The following is a 20,979-nucleotide window of genomic DNA, read 5'->3' on the forward strand; positions in this document are numbered from 1 at the left end:
GCGGGTCTGCGGCTAAGCCGCAGATTAAAGTATGCTATTTAGATAAAAGAGCGACAGCAAATCAAAAAAAGGGAGGTAACAAAATGAAGAAAAAGGTATTGGCAATGTTATTATGTGCAGCAATGGCAGTTACTATGCTGGCAGGATGCGGCGGTGGAGACTCCAAAGATGCGAAGGATTCAGACACAAAGACTGCAGATACTGACAAGAAGGACACAGAGGACAAAGATACTTCATCGGGCGACAAGTATAAGGTTGTTCTGATCACAATGGACAGTATCGATCAGCATTGGGTATCCGTAGATAAGGGCGGCCAGAAAGCTGCAGATGAACTGGGAAATGTAGAATATAAGTTCATGGCTCCTGACAAAAAAGATGATGCTCAGCAGATCGAATGTATCAACAATGCAGTTGCCGACGGCGCACAGGCAATCGTAATCGCTGCAAACGGACCGGATGCAGTTACAGCGGCTCTGGAAGAAGCTAAATCAGCAGGCGTTAAGATTGTATATGTTGACTCAACGGCAAACACAGATGCAGAAGCAACCTTCTCAACAGATAACGTTGCTGCAGCAAAACAGGCCGGAGAAGAAATGATCAAAGCTCTGGAGGCAAAGAAGATTACAGAAGGCAAGATCGGCATTGTTAACGTTAACACTTCCACAATGACATGTATATGGCGTGAAGAAGGATTCCGCTCTGCTTTTGAAGGAAGCAAGTTTGAACTTCTGGAAACACAGTACGGCGAAGGCGATGTTGCAAAATCACAGGATATTGCAAGCAACTATATAACAGACGGCTGTGTAGGCATATTTGGTACCAATGAAGGTGCTACAGTAGGCGTAGGAAATGCGGTGAAAGGTGCAGACGCAGATGTTGTTGCAGTTGGTTTTGATAAATCAGACGCAATCCTGAATCTGGTAAAAGAAGGCGCAATTCTTTGTACAATGGCTCAGAATCCTGACGTAATGGGTTATGAGGGTGTAAAAGCAGCGGTGAAAGTTCTTGAAGGCGAGACATTAACTGAGACTGACGTTGACACAGGTGTTTCTGTTATTACAAAGGACACACTTGAATAGAAGAACTGCTTGGACTTTTTAGTGGGTTGCATAATTGTAACCCACTTTTTGGTATGGTAGAATGGTATCATAATGAATAAAGGACAGGCGGAAATATGACGAAGAAGGTACTTAATGCTTCCGGGATGAAAAAAGCCAATCAGAAGAAGATACTGGATATGCTCAGAGTGGAATCCGTATCCCGGGCGGAGTTATCCAGAAGAACAGGACTGACACGGGCGGGTATCAGCGGAATTATCGAAGAGCTCATGTCAAAAGGCGTTGTTGTGGAAGGCGAGACCATGCCAAACAAAGTTGGACGCAGTTCGGTAGAGTTGAAGCTGAACAAAGAGAGATATCTGATTGCAGGTATATCGGTCAGCCGTGATTACTGCACGGTAGGAATTAGTGATTTTTGCTGTGAGATACTGGAATATCAGAAGGTTGAGTTCAATAAAGATCACGATGACCCGTATACAGTCCTGAAAAAGATTACACAGATTATCCGGGAAATGCTGTCGGGCAAAGAGACAGCACTGCTTGGGATAGGCATTATTTCCCCGGGAACTCTGGATATCGCCAAAGGCAGGATTCTGTCACCTCCTAATTTTGAAAGGTGGCATAATTTAAATATCTGTGACTTTTTCTGGAATGAGTTTCAATGCCCGGTTGTTCTGGAAAATAACGCAAAGGCTATCGCAATATCGGAAAAATACTGTGGTGCCGCCGGAACAGCCAGAAATTATGTGGAGATCGTAGTAGATAATGGTATTGGCGGCGGCATTGTTGTAGATGGGCAGCTTTATAAAGGGAGTTTTGGCAGCAGCAGTGAGTTTGGCCATACCACTGTGGATATGAACGGTGAGCTCTGCAGCTGCGGCAACAGGGGGTGCGCAGAGCTGTATGCTAATATTCCGAACATCATAGCATATGCACAGGAGTTTGACAGTCATGTTGAAAGCTGGGAAGAGATTGTAGACCGCGCCGAGACCGGGGATATAGAGATGAAGCGGGTGCTGGAGCGGGAGATCGAGTGTCTGGTGGCAGTGATCGTAAGCGCCGTTAATATCATCGATCCGGAAGTGGTGTTTATCGGAGGGGATATATTATACAGACCGGATCTGCTGATTTCGGGTATACAGGCACGGGTGGACCGCCGCATTATGCGCAAGGCGATCAATGGGATCGAGATCCGTCCATCCGGGAGTGTAAAGCATACGAGGCTGATTCCCTGTGTTAACCTGCTGCTAAGCTATGTAATCGATAATTTCAGTCTTTTTGAAGACGAGCAGTGTTCAGAAAGAGAATTTTAATAATAAGGCAGGGAGAGATATGTTTGAACCGAATTATCATCATATTGTGGATGCAGCGCTCAACAGGGAGCCGTCCCGCATTCCGCTGTATGAACACATTGTTTCCTACAAAAAAGTGGGAGAGATCCTGAATCGGGATATGGAGTCTCTGTATATGGGGGACGAAAGAGATATAAATGAGTTTTTCCGGCTGTACTGCGGTTTCTTTAAGGAGCATGGGTATGATGCCGTTCCCTTTGAGGAGTGCATTGGAAAAGAGATGCCAGGAAGCGGAGCGCTGGGGGACAGCCGGGTAGAGCCTGTCATTAAGGACAGGGCAGATTTTGAAAAATATCCCTGGGATGAAATCCCCGATATTTATTTTAGAGACAATGCAAAATATTTCGAGGCATTGCAAAAGAACATGCCGGAGGGAATGAAAGCAATCGGCGGAGTCGGAAACGGGATTTTTGAGTGTGTGCAGGATGTCGTAAGCTTTGAGGGCCTCTGCTATGTAAAAGCAGATGACGAGGAACTGTACGCAGAACTTTTTGAAAAAATAGGTTCCGTAAACTATCGGATCTGGCAGCGCTTTATGAAGGAATACCAGGATATCTTCTGTGTACTGCGGTTCGGGGATGACCTGGGATATAAGAGCATGACACTTCTGGCTACGGATGATGTGAAGCACTATATCATGCCCCAGTACAAACCGATCGTGGATCTGGTGCATCAGTACGGCAAGCCGTTTCTGCTGCATTCCTGCGGTAAGATATTCGATATCATGGATGATCTGATCGATTATGTGGGGATTGATGCAAAGCACTCCAATGAAGACCAGATAGCTGCGTTCCCTTACTGGGTGCAGAGATATGGTGACAAGATCGGCAATTTCGGCGGATTTGACGTGGATGTCATCTGCAAGTCCGACCGGCAGGTGCTCAAAGAATATATCGTGGATGTGATCCGGCAATGTGAAGGACACGGGGGGATTGCCTTCGGAACCGGTAACTCGATCCCGGACTATGTTCCCGCAGAGGCATATCAGAACATGATTGAGATTGTAAGGGAATACCGCGGAGACTGGAAATAAAAAAATAAATTAACATGATGAGGAGAATAAATATGAAGCGTTCAGAAATCAATCAGGTAATTAAGGACATGGAGAAACTGATCTCAGACCACAGATTTGAAATCCCGCCTTTCTGCGGATGGACTCCGGAGGATTGGAAGGATAAAGGGACAGAATACCAGGAAATCCGTGACAACATGCTGGGATGGGATATCACGGATTATGGGACAGGAGACTTCTCAAAAGTAGGGCTTTCTTTGATCACGATCCGCAATGGAAATCCGAAAAACCCCAGGTATACAAAGACATATGCCGAGAAGCTCCTGATGCTGAAAGAAGGGCAGCATTCTCCGATGCACTTCCACTGGAATAAGATGGAGGACATTATTAACCGCGGCGGCGGAACCATACTGATCCAGGTGTATAATTCAACAGACGATGAAGAACTGGCAGATACGGATGTGGCTGTGAACTGCGATGGAAGGGAGTATACCGTTCCTGCTGGGACACAGGTAGAACTGAAGCCGGGAGAGAGTATTAGTATTTATCCGTATATGTACCATGCTTTTGATGTAAAACCGGGGACCGGGGATGTTCTGCTGGGCGAAGTTTCAATGTGCAATGATGATAATACGGATAACCGGTTCTATGAGACGGTGGGACGGTTCCCGGAGATCGAAGAAGATGAGGCGGCCTACAGGCTGCTCTGCAATGAGTATCCGGGGGGATTATAATATAGGACTTTGCAGAGGGAAATTTCTGTGGGGATGCGGGCGCACCGCGAATGGAGAGGCGGGAGTCTGCCAAAGAGGGATAGACCGTTTTGAAATGCACCCGTTTACCGAGTAAATCTAAAAGCAAACAGTCAGAAAATTGGAGTACAGCGGACACGGTGTGAATAATCTGGATGATTATTCACGCTGGGTCCGCCGAAAACGTGATTTGATGATCACGTTTTCCCTCCAATTTTCCGGCTGTTTGCTTTAAGATTTACTAGGGTGCTCTTTAGCATTTCAAAACGGTCTATCCCTCTTTGGCAGACTCCCGCCTCTCCATTCGCGGTGCTGGGTGCTTCCGGCCGGCAGGAATTTTGGCTCCGCGGGAGGAGTCCCTGGGAGAAGGCGGATTGAGCCGGGGGCGGGGAAGTTTATGGTGGCGGGGGTATGTTGTTCTTGCTGGTATGGTGCCATGTAAAAATCGGGCGGGGATAGCTTGAGGCCGTGACCATTATAAAGGTACTAACTTTATAATGCGTCCAGGCTCATGGGTACAGTATAGGTGATGTTATTTTATATAGCGGCAGAAGTGGCCGAAGTCTGGGGTGGTGGCTTTTTCGTCTTCTTCCAGGTCCAGTTTGTCTGCGTAGGTTTTGGTGAATTGGGGGAAGCCGAATAGTTCGGCGGCCCTGGCTTCACGGGGGGAGTAGACAGCGGGAACTCCGAGCCAGAAACGGCCTTCTTCTTCTACCAGGAGCAGGTGGTTGTAGTTGTGGTATCCGTGTAGAAGGAAGCTGTTGTTGGCCAGGTTCCAGCAGCGCCGGGGGAGGATGGAGAGGTCGGAACGCTGGATTTTACGGGCCGTGGATGCTGGCTCCTCTGCTTTCTGCTCAGTGGGGGGGAGTTCCCTTGATTGTATATCTGTTTCGGAAGAACCACGTAATTCTGGCTGTATATCTATTTCTGTGGGTGTGAAGGCCTCTGGCTGTATATCTATTTCTGGAGAGCTGACGGCCTCTGACTGTATATCCTCCTCGGAGAGACTGAAAGCCTCTGACTGTATATTGTCTTTGGAGAGACTGAGAGCCTCTGACTGTATGTCGTCCTCAGAGAGACCGAAAGCCTCTGACTCTATATCGTCCTTAGAGAGCGTGAACACCTCTGGTTGTATATCGTCCTTAGAGAGCGTGAACACCTCTGGCGGCATATCATCCTCGGTGAAGCTGAAATCCTCTGGCGGTGTATTGTCCCCGGGAAAGCTGAAATCCTCTGGCGGCATATCATCCTCAGGGGAGTTGAAAGCATCCGAGTGCATAACATTTTGTGGATCGTTGAATGCATCGGCGGTGACATTGGTTTCAGAGGAGCTGTTTGATTCTGCTTGTGTTTCTGCCTCTATGTTATCTGAAGTGGGAACTTGTATATCCTCTGCAGAAAGATCCTGCAATATTTCCTGAAGTTCTGTTTCAGGTGGTGGTCCAACGGTGATTTCATCCTCTGGCGGACTCTGGACGTCCAATGTAACCGGACCCTCACGGGAGGATTCGGTTTCGGATTCTGGAAGCGCGGGGGATTTTTCGGCGTCGGGCTCTGGAAGAGGAGTGTTGGACAGTGCAGTCTCATCCGGTGCTGCCGCTGTATTGGTTTCGGGCTTTTTCCACAGCTCGATTTCTCGGGTGTCAAATTCCGTGCCGTCTGAAAGGGCAGTATAATACTGATCTGTGTCCGTTTTCAGGAAGAAGCCGTCTATCTGTTCCAGGGGCCTTCTGTCCGGGAAGGTGGTGTCTGAGATGGTGAACCTTGCGGAAATACATTTGTCTCCGCAGATGATCTCATCGACCAGGCTGGAAATGATCTTGGGACTCTGCCTGTAGAACGCGTACAGCTTTACAGTGCCGCCGGTCTGGACGGGGATTCCCCGTATGTTGATCTGCAGCACACAGGACTGATAATGCTGGATCAGTTTTATAAAACCTGCATTGCGTAGCTTCTGATTATTTTTGTATTCATAAATATAACAGATACCGGGATTCATGATACACCTCTGGTCTTGTCTTTCTTTCAATCTAATTTATTCAGAGAGGTTTTGAAAAAGAACAGTATTTGTGGTAAATTATATCAAAAGAGGAAACTATAAAAACGGCGGGATGTATATGGCCGTATAACCAGGCTGGAGAAATGATATGAATGCAGATGAAAAATATATGAAAGAAGCCATCAGGCAGGCGAAAAAGGCTTATGCCCTGGAGGAGGTTCCGATCGGGTGTGTGATCGTATATCAGGATAAAATTATAGGGCGGGGCTATAACAGGCGCACGATTGATAAAAATCCGCTGGCCCATGCAGAACTGACCGCAATCCGCAGGGCCAGCAAAAAGCTGAATGACTGGCGGCTGGAGGAATGTACCCTGTATGTCACGCTGGAGCCGTGCCAGATGTGTTCCGGCGCTATTATACAGGCCAGGGTGCAGCGGGTAGTGGTCGGCTGCATGAACCCGAAAGCCGGATGCGCCGGATCAATCTTAAATTTGCTTGAGATGAAAGAATTTAACCATCAGGCCGAGCTTACCACCGGTGTGCTGGAAAAAGAATGCAGCACGATGATGAAACAGTTTTTTAAAGAACTGCGTGAAAAGCAGAAGCGGCAAAAAAACGCGGACTGATCGGGAAGTGACTCCTGCTAAGCACTCTGAGGATCTTGCTTTCTGGCATGGATAATCAGGAGAATGCTGAGTATCATTGCCACAAGCTGGGAGAGCGGTACGGCGATCCAGGTACCCCGTATTCCACCCGCAAGAGACGGCAGAAAACAGAGCATCAGGAAAAGTGCCAGTGGTTCCCCGTAAATCAGTATGTAGGCCCAGAGATTTTTCCCGGTTGCGTAGAAATATGCCGTGGATACCCGGGAAATGCTGACGAACAGATAGCCGCATATAAAGACCGGCAGTATCATGGCAACACTTTCCACGATATGTTCGGATGCTCCGAACAGTGCGGCTGCATGGCCCCGCAGCAGGAACAGGACCGCCATACATACAAGGGCAACAGCAAGCCCGAAGCGGTATGCCAGATTCCGGATTGCTTTTGTTCTTTGTACTTTGCCCTCTCCATATGACAGACTGATGAGCGGCTGGCATCCATCGCTTACTCCCTGCATGAGCAGCATGATCACGGAGGAAATATAACTGACCGGAGCATAGCAGGTAACAGCCAGGTCTCCCCCCACCAGAGATGCGCTTCTATTTACCAGTATCAGGGTGATATTGGGGGAGAACGTAAGCCCAAAGGGCGACAGTCCAATACTCAGAATCCGTTTTGCCAGACTCAGCTTTGCATCTCCAAAGTCGAGGGCCGGCTTTTCTTTTTTTATGATAAAGAAGACCAGGCATACAAGGAAGGTCATGCCCTGCCCGATTACGGTAGCAATAGCAGCCCCCATCATACCCCAGGGAATCACCCATACAAACAGATAGTCCAGAGCAATATTGGTGACGAAACCAGTGATCATCGCAAGCATAGAGATGACTGCGCTCCCCATATTACGGATCAGAGGCACAAGGCCGGTTCCCATAATCTGAAATACTGCACCAAAGCTGATATACAGCAGATATTCCTTTCCAAGTTTATAGATCTCCCCGGAAGCCCCGAACAGGCCCAGCACCGTTGGTGCTCCCGCCAAAAACAGAATGGTGAGCAGCACGCTGAATAAACAGAGCAGTACTACCGACATTCCGAAATACTGTTTTGCACTGTGAGTATCACCGTTTCCTATATGAATGGAATATTCAATGGCTCCGCCCATGCCGATTCCCGTTCCGGCTGCCTGCAAAAATGCAGTTAAGGGAAAGGCCATATTTACTGCGGCTAAGGCATTGTCCCCCAAAGCATTTCCAACAAAAAAACCGTCTGCTATGGAGTAGATTCCGGATAAAGCAAATGCGAGCATGGACGGGATTACATATTGAAAGAAAGACTTATTTACGTTCACTTTCGACCTCCTCTTTTAAATAGCTGTTGTAAAGAGAAACAGTTTTTAAAAGCATATCTGTATTTTCCTCTCCCATTTTAGTCCAGGCGCTGTATTCTGCCCTCTGAAGGTCGCCGGCGATGGAATCCACGTAAAGCTTCCCCTCTTTGGTTAACTGGATCAGCTTGGACCGGCGGTCTGTCTCATAGGATGTCAGTGAGACGAGTGAGCGTTCCATCAAATTCTTGAGTACGGAATTGACGGTCTGTTTTGGAAGCGTCCATTGCCTGCAGATATCTTTTTGCAGACAGGTGCCCTTCATTTCAGCCAGTGATAAAATGACCAGCAGCTCACTGTAGGATAAACCATGTTTTTTGGCCCAATCCTCATAGATCATATTAGTTTCCCGCCATAAGGCAGTATAGAGTTCTAATTTCTTCATAATTTTCATCCTTTCAATTGGTCTGATATCAGACTAATAATAGCATAGTATTATTATTGCGTCAAGAAAATTATAAAGCAAAATAACACAGGAATATGTGGGATTAGTTCGTGTAAAGGATGATATAAGAAGCAGAAAAGAGGAAAATACAAGAATATAGAAGTACGATAAAGGACTAATGCGAGAGGGGCGGAAAAAGTGTGCATTCGGCAATTGAAATTCTGCAAAGCGGGGAGGCGGTTATCATGTAGCCGCTGCAAATGATAATAGATACCATAACAGGGATGGCTTTGCTATGATGAAGTGGGTACGGCACATGGATATGTTGAAGTAACAAAATGGCTGAACTCTGCAAGTACTTAAAAAGTATCTGCAAAGTTCAGCCATTTATAATGTAAAAGTTTTTCCATCATATTATGTCAAAATTATCTTTTTACGTGCATTACGCTTCGAATGCATCTCCACAAACGTTACCTCGGCAGTTAACTCAACCCAGGCACCCTTACGGCACCCGGAAGGTTCTGCTTAGTGCTGCTTCGTTCCCGACCTGACACGGTTCACAGATTCCCGTCGCGTAAGACCCAGATCTCAACGCCACTTTCCAAGGGCAGCTCTGCAAATCAGCACCCTCTGCGTAATATCACCCCTGCTATAGCGGATTGCAGGTACAAGGTACCGCTAACACCCCGGCTGCACGAGTCTTAATTTTACCCTGTTTTTTCCGAAATGTCAACGGATTACCGGAGTTTTTATTTACTATAAGCCAAAAATATAGTAAAATTAGCACTTAAGACGTGGTAATCCGAAGTTTTGCTGCGTTCTATACTAAATTCAGAGGTTTGTAAAATGCAGAAACAAACCTTAAAAATGGAGATACATTCTTTTATGAAAGTTTTATTAGCGGCAGTCAATGCAAAATATATTCACTCCAATCTGGCGGTGTACAGTCTGAAAAGCTTTGCGTCAGAGTACGGACCGGAGATTCAGATTGCAGAGTACACGATTAATCAGAGCCTGGATGATATTCTGGCGGATATTTACAGGCAGAAACCGGATATCCTGTGTTTTTCCTGCTACCTTTGGAATATCAGTTATGTGAAACAGCTTATCGTTGAGATAAAGAAAGTACTGCCGGATACCCGGATCTGGCTGGGCGGCCCGGAAGTTTCCTACAATGCGGTCAGGATGCTGGAGCGTTATCCACAATTGGAGGGAATCATGCGCGGGGAAGGGGAAGAAACGTTCCTGGAGCTGCTTCATTATTATCACGGATTGCTGGATAAACTGGAAGATGTCAGAGGAATTGTTTTCCGCAGGGGGATAAGTTCCAAAGAACCGGCCGGTATTGTGGAAAACCCATGGCGGCAGGCGATAGAACTTAGCAGAGTACCGTTTGTCTATCAGGATATGGAAAAGTTTAAAAATAAAATCATCTATTATGAGTCCAGCAGGGGATGCCCGTTCTCCTGCAGCTATTGTCTTTCTTCTATTGATAAGGTGCTCCGCTTCCGTGATCTTTCTCTTGTGAAAAAAGAACTGCAGCAGTTTATTGATGCAGAGATCCCTCAGGTAAAATTTGTGGACAGGACATTTAACTGCAGACATGACCATGCCATGGCAGTGTGGTCCTACATTGCGGACCATGATAAGGGGAAGACAAACTTTCATTTTGAAGTGGCGGCAGACCTGCTGGGGGAGGACGAGCTGAAGCTTATCGAAACAATGCGTCCGGGGCTGATCCAGCTGGAGATCGGCGTGCAGTCAGTGAATCCGGATACAATCCGGGAGATCAGGCGCGTTATGAGGTTTGAAGAAGTAAAACGGGTGGTCAGCCGGATTCATGAAGGCGGCAACGTACACCAGCATCTGGATCTGATTGCCGGGCTTCCCTTTGAGGATTATAACAGCTTCCGGAATTCTTTTAATGAGGTTTATGCACTGCAGCCGGAGCAGTTACAGCTGGGATTTTTGAAGGTGCTGAAAGGCTCCTGCATGCAGGAACGGGCCGGAGAGTATGGGCTTCAATATCAGGACAGACCGCCATTTGAAGTATTGTCCACGAAGTGGATGTCCTATGCCGATATCATCCGTCTCAAAGGGATTGAGGAGATGGTGGAAGTCTATTATAACAGCGGCCAGTTTCAGAATACGCTGTGTGTACTGGAGCGCGCCTTTTTGGACAGCTTCTCTCTGTATGAGGAACTCAGCCGGTACTATGAAGTGAATGCCCTTCATATGCTGAACCATTCCAGGATTACAAGATATGAGATCCTGTACCGGTTTGCAGTGGAGCACGATGAGAAATGTGCAGAAGAATACAGAAAGTCACTGACCATCGATTTATACCTTCGGGATAATGTGAAAAACCGGCCTGCATTTGCAGGGGAACCGGCGCTGAAGAAGGAAGAGGCTGCAGCATTTTATGACAGAGAGGCTGTAGAATTCCGATATCTGAAGGGGTATGAACAGTATGATAAAAGACAGATACGAAAGATGACACATCTGGAAAAGATGGACGGAGAGTTTGTGCTGTTTGATTATAAGAACAGGGATGTTCTGACAAACCAGGCAAGCGTTTATTACATTCATGAAGAGGAGATACTATGAAAAAAAGAACGGGAGAGATCCTCTCAATTCTGGATGAGCAGTATGGCCGGGAATATGTATGTTATCTGAATCATGAGACGCCCTGGCAGCTTTTGATTGCCACGATGCTCAGCGCTCAGTGCACGGATGCGAGAGTCAATATAGTAACAAAGGATTTGTTCCAGAAGTATGATACGGTGGAGAAGTTTGCTAATGCGGATCTGGAGGAATTGGAGCAGGATATTAAGCCCACCGGATTCTATCATACGAAAGCGAAAAATATAATTGCATGCACCCGGGCGCTGATCAATCGGTTTGGAGGGGAAGTACCGCGCAGCCTGGAGGATCTGACTTCTCTGGCCGGGGTGGGACGCAAGACGGCCAATGTCATCCGCGGAAACATTTACTACGAGCCAAGCGTGGTGGTGGATACCCATGTCAAACGCATATCAAAGCGTCTTGGGCTGACTAAACATGAAGACCCGGAAAAGATCGAGCAGGATTTGATGAAAGAACTTCCAAAAGATCATTGGATTCTGTATAATATACAGATCATCACATTCGGGCGTTCCATCTGTACGGCAAGGAGTCCGAAGTGCGGGGAATGCTTCTTGCAAAAATATTGTAAAGAGTATAAAATGTAACCTAACTAATTAAAATTGGATTCCAGAATAAAGAGGTGTATTAGGATGAATTTCTATAATAAGAAGGTAAGAAGGATTATTTCGATTGTCATTATGGTGATTATCCTGGCGATGGTGGCTACGATGGTAATTCCGTATCTTGTTGCATAAAATGTTCTAAGAATTCAGGGGATGGCATATGGCAGACAGAAGAAGAAAACGCAGAAGGAGGCGCAGAGCACAGAGAAGGGCTGTTTTTGGAGCAGCTTTGATTGTGATGTTCGCACTTCTGGTAATTCTCTGTGTACAGATTTTCCTCCGCAGTTATATTGGAAAGTTTGACAGCCATAGAATTATACAGGGCGTTTCCATTGGGAATACAGACGTATCCGGATTGACCGTAAAAAAGGCGAAGGAAAAGGTGGAGGCAGAGGTGACGGCTTCCATGAAAGAGAAGCTGGATCTTACGCTGGAGGACGGCAGACATTCCGAGGTGGAGCTGTCGGCTATGGGGATTACCGTAAAAGATCTGGACGGCACTCTGCAGGAGGCACTTGACTACGGCCGGAAAGGCAGTACTGTCAAATGTTATAAGATCATGAAGAAGGCGGAGAAGAACGAGAATAAGAAAAAATTTCCGGTGGAATATAAAGTGACGGAGGATTCAGCCAAAGAGGCTTTGAATCATGCTATGTCCCACGTTCTGAACCTTCCGGAGAATGCCAGAGTGACGCAGTCCGATTCCGGTGTAACGATTGTGAAGGAGAAGGCCGGCGAGGTGCTGGATTTGAAAAAGACTGTGAAGAGCATCAACAAGCTTCTCGGCGGCAGCTGGGACGGGAAGAGCGGCAGTGTGGAAGCTTATTTGACATATATTGATCCGGAAGTGACGGCGGACGATCTGAAAGATGTGACTGACCTGCTGGGAAGCTTCACTACATTTTATGGAAGCGACGGTTCCGGGCGTGCACAGAACATTGAGAGCGGAACGAAGCATATTGACGGCGCCTTTCTGAAGCCAGGAGAGGAGTACTCTGCGAATGCAGCGATGGAGCCGTACACCGAGGAGAATGGATTTACCAATGCGGCTTCCTATGAGGATGACAAGGTGGTCGAATCTATGGGCGGCGGTATCTGCCAGATATCCACAACGCTGTATAATGCATTGTTATATGCAGAGCTGGAGGTGACGGAGCGTTCACCCCACACGATGCTCGTGTCGTATGTGGAGAGATCCCGGGATGCAGCGATCGCAGACGATGTGAAGGATCTGAAGTTTAAGAATAATCAGCAGACTCCGATATATATAGAAGGAATTCTTGCAGACGGAAATGTCACGTTTAACATATATGGTAAAGAAACAAGGGACGCAGGAAGAACTCTGGAATTTGAAAGTGAGACAACGGCTGAGGTGATGCCGGAAGGGAAACGATTTGTTGCAACCGAGGATGCTGCCGGTACTTATTATACTACTGGACAGGCACAGCCGGAGATATCTGCCCGTCTCTGGAAAGTCGTATATCTAAACGGTGAGGAGCAGAGCAGGGAGATTATTAATAACAGTCAGTATGTGCCGGTGAAAGAGACCGTAGCAGTGGGAACTGCGTCGGATAATCCTGAGCTTACGCAGAAAATCAACAACGCAATCCAAACCCAGGACGAGAATCAGATCATGAACGCCATTCAGGGGGATGCGCAGGCGGAGGAGAACAGCGCAGGTTAAACGGAGCAGAATAATGTATACCCAAGGGCACACCGTAACTCATGCCCTGCGGGGGGATCAGCAGCAAAGCTGCAGAATAATGTAAAAGGCAGGAAAGCTATGAAAGCAGGCAATATATCACAGATTGTATGGAAACGGTCTGTTAGAAAACAACTGCATACTGTGAGGGAAGAAGTTCTTTTTCCGCCGTCAGTGGAAGAGACATGCACTGCTGTCCGCATATCAGGGGGGAATCTGGCTGTATATGCACAGGCGGAGGCTTCCGGGGATTCCGTAAATATCGGGATTTATGCTGCTGCCAGGGCTCTGAATGATCTTGCGGTCCGCGGTGCGGTACCGGTGGCAGTATCGGCGCAGATTCTTCTCACCCCACGTGCAGAGGAAAAAGAACTGAAAGCAATGACCGGCTGTCTGGAATCTATATGTGGGGAGGCCGGTGTACAGCTGGCCTGTGTACGTGCGGAGGTGAATCCGGCTGTCATGCGGACGGTTATTTTCGTGACAGCACAGGGAGAGGCAGTACGGGATAGTCTGATACGTCCTGCGTATGCTTTGCCCGGGCAGGATATCGTTCTTTGCGGTTTTGCCGGACTGGAAGGAATGCTGCGGATACTCGATGAGCGGGAAACGGAGCTTGGAAGACGGTTCGTACCGGCTTTCATCCAGCAGATGAAGGACCTGAAGGAGAACCTGCTGGCTCTGGGTGCCATTCGGGCGGCGGCGGATTCTGGAGTAAAAGCCATGCATCAGGTCGGAAGCGGGGGTATATTTGCCGGACTGTGGGAACTGGGTGAGGCATCCGGGATTGGGATGGAAGTAGATTTGTCCGCAATGTCTGTCAAACAGGAGACGGTGGAGCTCTGTGAATACTATAACCTGAATCCTTATCAGATGACATCCGCGGGGTGTATCCTGATGACAGCCGATGACGGTGATACGCTTGTGAGAGCCCTGGAAGGGGTGGGTGCACGAGCCAGCAAGCTTGGGGTTGCCACGGACAAAAAGGCCCGGGTAATCACAAGCGGTGAAGAACAGCGATACTTAGACAGGCCGGCACCGGATGAACTGATGTGCTGGTGGGAGCGGGGCGGCGGAAACGGACTGCGCTGATAACAGGCCTGTGTGAATATAATTTTCCGTACGGCAGCTGCTGTGCGGCCGCACGGAGTAAAGAAGTTCTGTGATATATAATTTTAGGAGGAGCAGAGATGGATAACCTGAGAAATGAAATATTAAGATATTTGGAAACGAACAGCCGGGTCGATCTGGCAGAACTTGGAGTTCTGGTCGGAGTAGACGAGACAACCGTGGCGAATGAGATTGCAGATATGGAAAAAGAAAAAATCATCTGTGGATACCACACACTGATCGACTGGGATAAAGCCGGTGTGGAGACGGTGACCGCACTGATTGAGGTGCGTGTGACTCCACAGCGCAACCAGGGCTTCGACCGGATTGCTGAGCGCATCTACAATTACCCGGAAGTACACGCTGTATACCTGATTTCCGGCGGCTATGACCTGCTTGTGACACTGGAAGGGAAAACACTGAAAGAAGTCTCCCGTTTTGTGTCCGAGAAGCTTTCACCGATTGATGCTGTGATCAGTACTGCAACTTATTTTATACTGAAAAAATACAAAGACCATGGAACGATCCTGGTACCGAAAAAAGAATCAGAAAGGATGCTGGTGACGCCCTAATGAGAAATCCATTATCTAAAAAAATAATAGAAATCGAACCGTCCGGTATCCGTAAGTTTTTTGATGTGGCAAATGAGATGAAAGATGCGATTTCCCTCGGTGTGGGGGAGCCGGACTTTGATACTCCCTGGCGGATACGTGAGGAGGGGATCTTTTCTCTGGAAAGAGGACGCACGTTTTATACATCCAATGCCGGACTGCAGGAGCTTCGAGACGAGATCTGCAGATATCTGGAACGGAAGATCCATGTCAGATATGATTCCAGAACAGAGACGCTGGTTACAGTGGGAGGCAGCGAGGCCATTGATGTGGGACTGCGCTGTATGCTGGATCCGGGAGACGAGGTCCTGATTCCGCAGCCAAGCTATGTATCCTACCTTCCATGTACCGTCATGGCTGATGGGGAGCCGGTCGTGATACCGCTTCAGTATGAAAATGAATTCAAATTGACGGTGGAGGATCTGGAGAAATATGTTTCACCAAAAACAAAAGTGTTAATTATGCCTTTCCCGAATAACCCGACGGGATCTATTATGACAAAAGAAGATCTGGAGCCGGTGGCACAATTTGTGAAGGAACATGATTTATATGTAATATCAGATGAGATTTACTCCGAGCTGACCTATAAGACGGAGCATGTTTCAATAGCCAGTCTTCCGGGAATGAGGGAGAGGACGATCGTCATCAACGGCTTTTCAAAGGGATTTGCCATGACAGGATGGCGGCTGGGCTATTGCTGCGGGCCGGAGGCCATTATCGAACAGATGGTGAAGCTGCACCAGTATGCCATCATGTGTGCGCCTACAAACAGCCAGTATGCGGCCATTGAAGGCCTGAGAAACTGCGAGGATGAAGTGGAGGAGATGCGCAAATCCTATAATCAGAGGAGACGTTTCCTGATGCATGAGTTTGCACGTATGGGACTGGAATGTTTTGAGCCTTTCGGTGCATTTTATGTCTTCCCGAGTATACTGGAATTTAATATGACATCTGAGGAATTTGCAACCCGCCTGCTGCAGGAGGAGAAGGTCGCTGTTGTTCCCGGAACCGCATTTGGAAAATGTGGGGAGGGCTTCCTGCGTATCTCCTATGCATATTCCCTGGATGATCTGAAAGAAGCTCTGGGACGTCTGGGCAGCTTCATACAACGCCTCAGGAACGAGAGGTAGAAAAGATGCTCAATATTGTACTGCATGAGCCGGAGATACCGGCAAATACGGGCAACATCGGCAGAACCTGCGTTGCCTCGAATACGCGCCTGCATCTGATCGGGCCGCTGGGATTCAAACTGAATGAGAAGGCGTTAAAACGTGCGGGGATGGATTACTGGTCTGACCTGGATGTGACGACTTATATTGATTTTAATGATTTCATGGAGAAAAATCCCGGGGCGAAGATCTATATGGCTACGACGAAAGCACCGAAAGTATATACGGAGGTTCATTATGAACCGGACTGTTTCATCATGTTCGGAAAGGAAAGCGCAGGCATTCCGGAGGAGATTCTCGTGGAACATAAGGAAAACTGTGTGAGGATCCCTATGGTAGGGGATATCCGTTCTCTGAACCTGGGAAATTCTGTGGCAATCGTATTATATGAGGCTCTGAGGCAGAATGGGTTTTCCGAGATGAACCTGGAAGGGCAGCTGCACCATCTGAGGTGGCAGGAGTAAAGATACCGGTGCAGAAGCATTGAATGTGCGGATATGGAATGAAATCACTTTTTTTGCACCATTGACAATTGAAAGAACCAGAAACAGGGTAAATAAATCTGTATTTCTGGTTCTTTTTTATTTGATAGAGTAATCTGGAAACTAAAAAAGACAGAGGTATTTTGTTGAAGTGTATTTATATTTCAGCGATTGATAAAAAAGCGGTTGAGAAAACCTGGTTTTGTCTATAATAAGAGAAGCAGATTTGGTGTTTTATTTTATGAAAACGGCTAAAATAAAGGAATTTCTAAACAAACTGCACAATTTCTAAAGAAAAAGTCAATATCTCATTGTAGACTATTAATAAGATGTGTGATATCCTAAAATCGTGTACGTAGAAAGGCGGTGACTAATATATGGTAGAAGAAACCATTCAATTGATTAGGGAGACGGAAGCAAAAGCCGAAGCCGTTGTAAAAGACGCCGATGCACAGTGCAGAAAAATACTGGATGATGCATCGAAAGAGGCTGACACGCTGAAGGCAGGCCAGATGGAAGAGATTCGTAAAAGAGCGGCATCCATGATGGAAGCTGCGAAAGAACAGGGTGCACAATCTCAGAAAGATGCAATGTCAGCTGTCGAAAAGGAAATCAGTGCGCTGAAGCAACTGGCTTCTGAAAAGGAAGAGACAGCAGTTAGTCTCGTGATTTCACAACTGGTTTAGGCAAAAATGCGGGATAAAGGAGGGAATATATTATGGCGGTATTGCAGATGCAACGAGTTAGTATCTGCGCTTTGAAGAAAGACCGAAAGGCAATCCTGGAGAAACTGCAGCGCATGGGTGTTATGGAGATCAATCATATACTGGAGGAAGATGAAGACTTCCGCAGGATGGATACGGCGAATGCCAGGAGCAGCTTTGAAAAGGCTGCGGCGGCCGCAGATCAGGCCCTGAATCTTTTGCAGCAGTATGCTCCTGTCAAGCAGTCCCTGCTGTCATCACTGGCGGGAAAAGATCTGATAGAGAAAGAAAAGTACCAGTCTGTGATCGAGAACAGAGAGGAACTGCAGAAAAAAGCCAAAAGAATTCAGGCGCTGGATAAGGAGCGGGCGGAAAACAGAGCCAGCATCCTTAAAATTGAAAACAGCATTGAAAGCCTGATGCCCTGGCTTCCTCTGGATGTACCTGTGAGTTTCGGGGGAACAGAACATATCATGATGCTGCCTGGAACATTGTCCGGTCAGTTTACACTGGATCAGGTGTATGCGATGCTGGTGGAACAGGCACCGGAACTGGAAGTGGATATCCATATTATTTCTGCAGAGCAGGATACAGTATATCTGACCGTGTTCTGTCTGCGCAAAGATTCTGCTGCAGCAGAAGAGGCACTGAGAAGTATTGGCTTTGCCAGACCATCCCAGATCTCAGATCAGGTACCGGCGGAAGCAAAAGCGGATATGGAAAAGGAGATTTCCCGGATTCAGTCCAATATTGCAGAGATCGAGAAGGAGATTATGAGCCTTGCGGTTCACCGTGAGGGACTGAAACTTCTGGCAGATTATTACCGTGTCCGGGCTGATAAATATGAAGTGCTTGGGCAGCTGCCTCAGTCGGAGCGGACCTTCCTGATCAGCGGATATGTGCCGAAAAAGGAAGCGGCCAGAATTCAGAAGACCTTGGGCGGCCAGTATGACTGCGTTGTGGACCTGGAGGAATTAAAGGAAGATGAAGAAGCCCCTGTACTTTTGAAAAACAGCAGCTTCTCATCCAGCGCAGAGGGAATCCTGGAGGCGTTCGGCCTGCCCGGCAGGGGTGAGGTGGATCCTACAGCGATTATGTCGTTTTTCTATGTGTTCCTGTTCGGTTTGATGCTTTCAGATGCGGCATACGGAGCGATTGTTTCAATTGTATGCGGTGTATTGATTCTAAAGTTTCCGAGAATGGGAAAGAGCATGAAGACTTCCATCCAGTTATTCTTCTGGTGTGGAATTTCCACCCTGTTCTGGGGGATCATGTTTGGCGGATATTTTGGCGACGTGATCAATGTCATATCAAGAACATTTTTCGGACATGAGGTTGGAATACCGGCAGTGTGGTTCGTTCCGCTGGATGAACCGATGAAGCTTTTAATATATTCTATGCTGTTCGGTGTGATTCATCTGTTCACCGGACTGGGAATCAAAGGCTATATGTGCCTGAGAGACAAGAAGTACATGGATTTTTTCTGTGACGTGGTTCTCTGGTATATGCTTTTAATCGGACTTTTAATCATGCTCATTCCGAGCGACATTTTTGCATCAATTGCCCAGACAACAATCGTATTCCCGGCGGCGGTGAATGCGCTTGCCAAATGGATGGCAATTATAGGCGCGGTAGGAATCGTCCTTATGTCAGGACGTGCGAATAAGAACTTCGGGATCCGATTGGCACTTGGGGCTTATGACCTCTATAATGTCAGCGGCTGGCTCAGTGACGTGCTTTCTTATTCAAGGCTTCTTGCGCTTGGCCTTGCAACGGGCGTTATCGCATCTGTTGTGAACCAGATGGGAAGTATGGGCGGTAAGAGTGTATTCGGAGTGATTGTGTTTATAATAGCCTTTATAGTTGGGCATACATTTAATATAGCGATTAATCTTTTGGGAGCATATGTGCACACAAACCGTCTGCAGTTTGTAGAGTTTTTCGGTAAGTTCTATGAGGGTGGCGGACGTGCATTCAATCCTTTTAAAGAAAATACAAAATATGCAGATATTAAGGAGGAAACAAATTTATGAGTCAGTTAGGTATTGTTTATGCGCTTCTTGGCGCGGGGGTTGCAGTATTTCTAGCAGGAGCAGGTTCAGCTCTGGGTGTCGGTATTGCAGGTCAGGCTGCATCCGGGGTTGTTTCAGAGGATCCAAGTAAGTTTGCAAAAGTATTGATTCTCCAGCTGCTGCCTGGTACACAGGGACTGTATGGACTGATCATCGGATTCGTTACACTTTCCAAGATCGGCCTTCTTGGCGGCGGAGTAGCAGATATTTCTGTACAGACAGGACTTCTCATTCTGGCAGCATGCCTTCCGATCGGTATTGTAGGTTTAATTTCCGCAAGATCCCAGGGAAAAACCGCGGCAGCTGCGATAGGCATCATTGCAAAGAAACCGGAACAGTTTGGTAAAGCAATGCTTTTCCCTGCAATGGTTGAGACATACGCAATTTTGGCACTTCTGATCTCATTCCTGGCAGTCAGTGCAATACCGGTTTAATTGGGAATGTATCACGAAGACCGAAGTAGGTAACAGTTCAGACAGGTCTGTGCATTTACTGTACAGACCGTACGAAAACATGGTGGCTGCAGGCATCCAGCCCTTCGCCTCAGGCGAATTTCAATGGGCTGGATGCGTAACAGTTCAGGCTTGCCTGAACTGTTACCGAAGTAGTATGAAGAAGGAGAGCTTATAAATGAGTGGATTAGACAAAATGAAAAGTCAGATCCTGGATGAGGCGACCCACTCAGCGGAAGTGAAAATCGCGGAGGCCAAGGCGAAGGCAGAAGTAATATTGAAGGATGCCCGCGCAGAGGCAGCAGCACAGGTCGAAAAAATCTCCAATAAGGCTCAGGCGGATGTGGACAATTACGCACAGCGTATCGCATCCTCCTGCGATATGCAGCGCAAGCAGGCGATACTGCGTGCTAAGCAGGAAGTGATAGCCGATGTGCTCGACAAGGCATATGACAGGATTATGAATCTGGATACAGAAGCATATTTTGAGATGATCCAGAAGATGCTGGAAGAATATGTGCTGCCGGAAGAAGGCGTGATTTGCTTTTCCGCGGAGGATCTGGAGAGGATGCCTGCGGGATTTGAGGCGGTGATTCAGAAGACCGCTGCCGGTAAGGGCGGTGCTTTAAGCCTTTCCAGGGATGCAAAAGAGATGAAGGGCGGTTTCATCCTGGTCTATGGCGGGATCGAAGAAAACTGTACCATAAAGGCATTATTTGATGCAAAACGGGATGAATTATCCGATAAAGTACATGGGTTATTATTCGGATAGATAACAAGGAAACATCCATGTTACTAAGGCTCGAAAAGACCGAGCCCAAGTCAACAGGATGTACTTTACAACTAAGGTTTGAAAAGACCAAACCTAAGTTGTGGAACAAG

The 20,979-nt window shown here is 47.3% G+C and carries 19 protein-coding genes and 1 other RNA gene; 16 read left to right on the top strand and 4 right to left on the bottom strand.

Annotated elements, in window-relative coordinates; genetic code table 11:
* Window positions 1–83 precede the first annotated feature (83 nt).
* From HMPREF0240_RS18220 to HMPREF0240_RS18235, 4 genes are all read left to right on the top strand, one after another.
* On the top strand, window positions 84–1,079 hold the full coding sequence (locus tag HMPREF0240_RS18220) for a substrate-binding domain-containing protein (protein WP_009004892.1): 996 nt from the start codon (window positions 84–86) through the stop codon (window positions 1,077–1,079).
* Between the two features lie 95 nt (window positions 1,080–1,174).
* A complete protein-coding gene (locus HMPREF0240_RS18225) occupies window positions 1,175–2,371 on the top strand; it encodes an ROK family transcriptional regulator (protein ID WP_009004893.1) in 1,197 nt (398 codons plus the stop codon).
* 19 nt (window positions 2,372–2,390) lie between these two features.
* Complete coding sequence (locus HMPREF0240_RS18230; RefSeq protein ID WP_009004894.1) at window positions 2,391–3,443, top strand: uroporphyrinogen decarboxylase family protein; 1,053 nt, start codon at window positions 2,391–2,393, stop codon at window positions 3,441–3,443.
* 32 nt (window positions 3,444–3,475) lie between these two features.
* Window positions 3,476–4,156: a D-lyxose/D-mannose family sugar isomerase gene (locus tag HMPREF0240_RS18235; protein WP_035314083.1), complete on the top strand. Its 681-nt coding sequence runs from the start codon at window positions 3,476–3,478 to the stop codon at window positions 4,154–4,156.
* Window positions 4,157–4,706: 550 nt separating this feature from the next.
* Here the strand turns inward: HMPREF0240_RS18235 and HMPREF0240_RS23575 are convergent.
* Window positions 4,707–6,173, bottom strand: coding sequence for a DUF6128 domain-containing protein (locus HMPREF0240_RS23575; protein ID WP_050794571.1), 1,467 nt, complete (start codon window positions 6,171–6,173; stop codon window positions 4,707–4,709).
* A 148-nt stretch (window positions 6,174–6,321) separates the two neighbouring features.
* On the opposite strand from HMPREF0240_RS23575, the gene tadA reads away from it, so the two are divergent.
* Window positions 6,322–6,801, top strand: a complete 480-nt coding sequence (gene tadA / locus HMPREF0240_RS18245) for a tRNA adenosine(34) deaminase TadA (RefSeq protein ID WP_009004897.1) — start codon at window positions 6,322–6,324, stop codon at window positions 6,799–6,801.
* Window positions 6,802–6,818: 17 nt separating this feature from the next.
* Here tadA and HMPREF0240_RS18250 read toward each other — a convergent pair whose 3' ends face one another.
* From HMPREF0240_RS18250 to ffs, 3 genes are all read right to left on the bottom strand, one after another.
* A complete protein-coding gene (locus HMPREF0240_RS18250) occupies window positions 6,819–8,126 on the bottom strand; it encodes an MATE family efflux transporter (RefSeq protein ID WP_009004898.1) in 1,308 nt (435 codons plus the stop codon).
* Window positions 8,113–8,547: a MarR family transcriptional regulator gene (locus HMPREF0240_RS18255; RefSeq protein ID WP_009004899.1), complete on the bottom strand. Its 435-nt coding sequence runs from the start codon at window positions 8,545–8,547 to the stop codon at window positions 8,113–8,115. Before HMPREF0240_RS18255 ends, HMPREF0240_RS18250 begins: the two co-directional genes overlap by 14 nt.
* Before the next feature lie 435 nt (window positions 8,548–8,982).
* Window positions 8,983–9,245, bottom strand: an RNA gene (ffs, locus tag HMPREF0240_RS24090) — signal recognition particle sRNA large type.
* A 187-nt stretch (window positions 9,246–9,432) separates the two neighbouring features.
* On the opposite strand from ffs, the gene HMPREF0240_RS18260 reads away from it, so the two are divergent.
* The 11 genes from HMPREF0240_RS18260 (at window position 9,433) to HMPREF0240_RS18310 (ending at window position 20,869) form a co-directional block, all read left to right on the top strand.
* On the top strand, window positions 9,433–11,154 hold the full coding sequence (locus tag HMPREF0240_RS18260; RefSeq protein WP_035314139.1) for a B12-binding domain-containing radical SAM protein: 1,722 nt from the start codon (window positions 9,433–9,435) through the stop codon (window positions 11,152–11,154).
* Window positions 11,151–11,777, top strand: coding sequence for an endonuclease III (nth, locus tag HMPREF0240_RS18265; RefSeq protein WP_009004901.1), 627 nt, complete (start codon window positions 11,151–11,153; stop codon window positions 11,775–11,777). Before HMPREF0240_RS18260 ends, nth begins: the two co-directional genes overlap by 4 nt.
* A gap of 178 nt (window positions 11,778–11,955) precedes the next feature.
* Window positions 11,956–13,479: a VanW family protein gene (locus HMPREF0240_RS18270; RefSeq protein WP_009004902.1), complete on the top strand. Its 1,524-nt coding sequence runs from the start codon at window positions 11,956–11,958 to the stop codon at window positions 13,477–13,479.
* 99 nt (window positions 13,480–13,578) lie between these two features.
* Window positions 13,579–14,589: an AIR synthase-related protein gene (locus tag HMPREF0240_RS18275; protein WP_009004903.1), complete on the top strand. Its 1,011-nt coding sequence runs from the start codon at window positions 13,579–13,581 to the stop codon at window positions 14,587–14,589.
* A gap of 107 nt (window positions 14,590–14,696) precedes the next feature.
* Window positions 14,697–15,179 carry an Lrp/AsnC family transcriptional regulator gene (locus HMPREF0240_RS18280; RefSeq protein ID WP_347462630.1) on the top strand — a complete coding sequence of 161 codons (483 nt, stop codon included), beginning with the start codon at window positions 14,697–14,699 and terminating at the stop codon, window positions 15,177–15,179.
* Window positions 15,179–16,348, top strand: coding sequence for an aminotransferase class I/II-fold pyridoxal phosphate-dependent enzyme (locus tag HMPREF0240_RS18285; protein ID WP_009004905.1), 1,170 nt, complete (start codon window positions 15,179–15,181; stop codon window positions 16,346–16,348). Before HMPREF0240_RS18280 ends, HMPREF0240_RS18285 begins: the two co-directional genes overlap by 1 nt.
* Window positions 16,349–16,353: 5 nt before the next feature.
* Window positions 16,354–16,851, top strand: a complete 498-nt coding sequence (locus HMPREF0240_RS18290) for a tRNA (cytidine(34)-2'-O)-methyltransferase (protein WP_009004906.1) — start codon at window positions 16,354–16,356, stop codon at window positions 16,849–16,851.
* A gap of 395 nt (window positions 16,852–17,246) precedes the next feature.
* Window positions 17,247–17,555, top strand: a complete 309-nt coding sequence (locus tag HMPREF0240_RS18295) for an ATPase subunit B (RefSeq protein ID WP_009004907.1) — start codon at window positions 17,247–17,249, stop codon at window positions 17,553–17,555.
* A 32-nt stretch (window positions 17,556–17,587) separates the two neighbouring features.
* Window positions 17,588–19,606, top strand: a complete 2,019-nt coding sequence (locus HMPREF0240_RS18300) for a V-type ATP synthase subunit I (protein WP_009004908.1) — start codon at window positions 17,588–17,590, stop codon at window positions 19,604–19,606.
* Window positions 19,603–20,079, top strand: a complete 477-nt coding sequence (locus HMPREF0240_RS18305; protein WP_009004909.1) for a V-type ATP synthase subunit K — start codon at window positions 19,603–19,605, stop codon at window positions 20,077–20,079. Before HMPREF0240_RS18300 ends, HMPREF0240_RS18305 begins: the two co-directional genes overlap by 4 nt.
* Before the next feature lie 196 nt (window positions 20,080–20,275).
* Window positions 20,276–20,869, top strand: a complete 594-nt coding sequence (locus HMPREF0240_RS18310; protein WP_009004910.1) for a V-type ATP synthase subunit E — start codon at window positions 20,276–20,278, stop codon at window positions 20,867–20,869.
* Window positions 20,870–20,979 lie beyond the last annotated feature (110 nt).

It is taken from the genome of Clostridium sp. D5 (assembly GCF_000190355.1).
GTDB lineage: Bacteria > Bacillota > Clostridia > Lachnospirales > Lachnospiraceae > Faecalicatena > Faecalicatena fissicatena_A.

Coding starts and splice junctions, on each gene's coding strand:
- HMPREF0240_RS18285 (WP_009004905.1), top strand. CDS start 15,179: ATGAGAAATCCATTATCTAAAAAAATAATAGAAATCGAACCGTCCGGT.
- HMPREF0240_RS18275 (WP_009004903.1), top strand. CDS start 13,579: ATGAAAGCAGGCAATATATCACAGATTGTATGGAAACGGTCTGTTAGA.
- HMPREF0240_RS18305 (WP_009004909.1), top strand. CDS start 19,603: ATGAGTCAGTTAGGTATTGTTTATGCGCTTCTTGGCGCGGGGGTTGCA.
- HMPREF0240_RS18255 (WP_009004899.1), bottom strand. CDS start 8,547: ATGAAGAAATTAGAACTCTATACTGCCTTATGGCGGGAAACTAATATG.
- HMPREF0240_RS18220 (WP_009004892.1), top strand. CDS start 84: ATGAAGAAAAAGGTATTGGCAATGTTATTATGTGCAGCAATGGCAGTT.
- HMPREF0240_RS18295 (WP_009004907.1), top strand. CDS start 17,247: ATGGTAGAAGAAACCATTCAATTGATTAGGGAGACGGAAGCAAAAGCC.
- HMPREF0240_RS18300 (WP_009004908.1), top strand. CDS start 17,588: ATGGCGGTATTGCAGATGCAACGAGTTAGTATCTGCGCTTTGAAGAAA.
- HMPREF0240_RS18290 (WP_009004906.1), top strand. CDS start 16,354: ATGCTCAATATTGTACTGCATGAGCCGGAGATACCGGCAAATACGGGC.
- HMPREF0240_RS18260 (WP_035314139.1), top strand. CDS start 9,433: ATGAAAGTTTTATTAGCGGCAGTCAATGCAAAATATATTCACTCCAAT.
- HMPREF0240_RS23575 (WP_050794571.1), bottom strand. CDS start 6,173: ATGAATCCCGGTATCTGTTATATTTATGAATACAAAAATAATCAGAAG.
- HMPREF0240_RS18225 (WP_009004893.1), top strand. CDS start 1,175: ATGACGAAGAAGGTACTTAATGCTTCCGGGATGAAAAAAGCCAATCAG.
- tadA (WP_009004897.1), top strand. CDS start 6,322: ATGAATGCAGATGAAAAATATATGAAAGAAGCCATCAGGCAGGCGAAA.
- HMPREF0240_RS18230 (WP_009004894.1), top strand. CDS start 2,391: ATGTTTGAACCGAATTATCATCATATTGTGGATGCAGCGCTCAACAGG.
- nth (WP_009004901.1), top strand. CDS start 11,151: ATGAAAAAAAGAACGGGAGAGATCCTCTCAATTCTGGATGAGCAGTAT.
- HMPREF0240_RS18270 (WP_009004902.1), top strand. CDS start 11,956: ATGGCAGACAGAAGAAGAAAACGCAGAAGGAGGCGCAGAGCACAGAGA.
- HMPREF0240_RS18235 (WP_035314083.1), top strand. CDS start 3,476: ATGAAGCGTTCAGAAATCAATCAGGTAATTAAGGACATGGAGAAACTG.
- HMPREF0240_RS18310 (WP_009004910.1), top strand. CDS start 20,276: ATGAGTGGATTAGACAAAATGAAAAGTCAGATCCTGGATGAGGCGACC.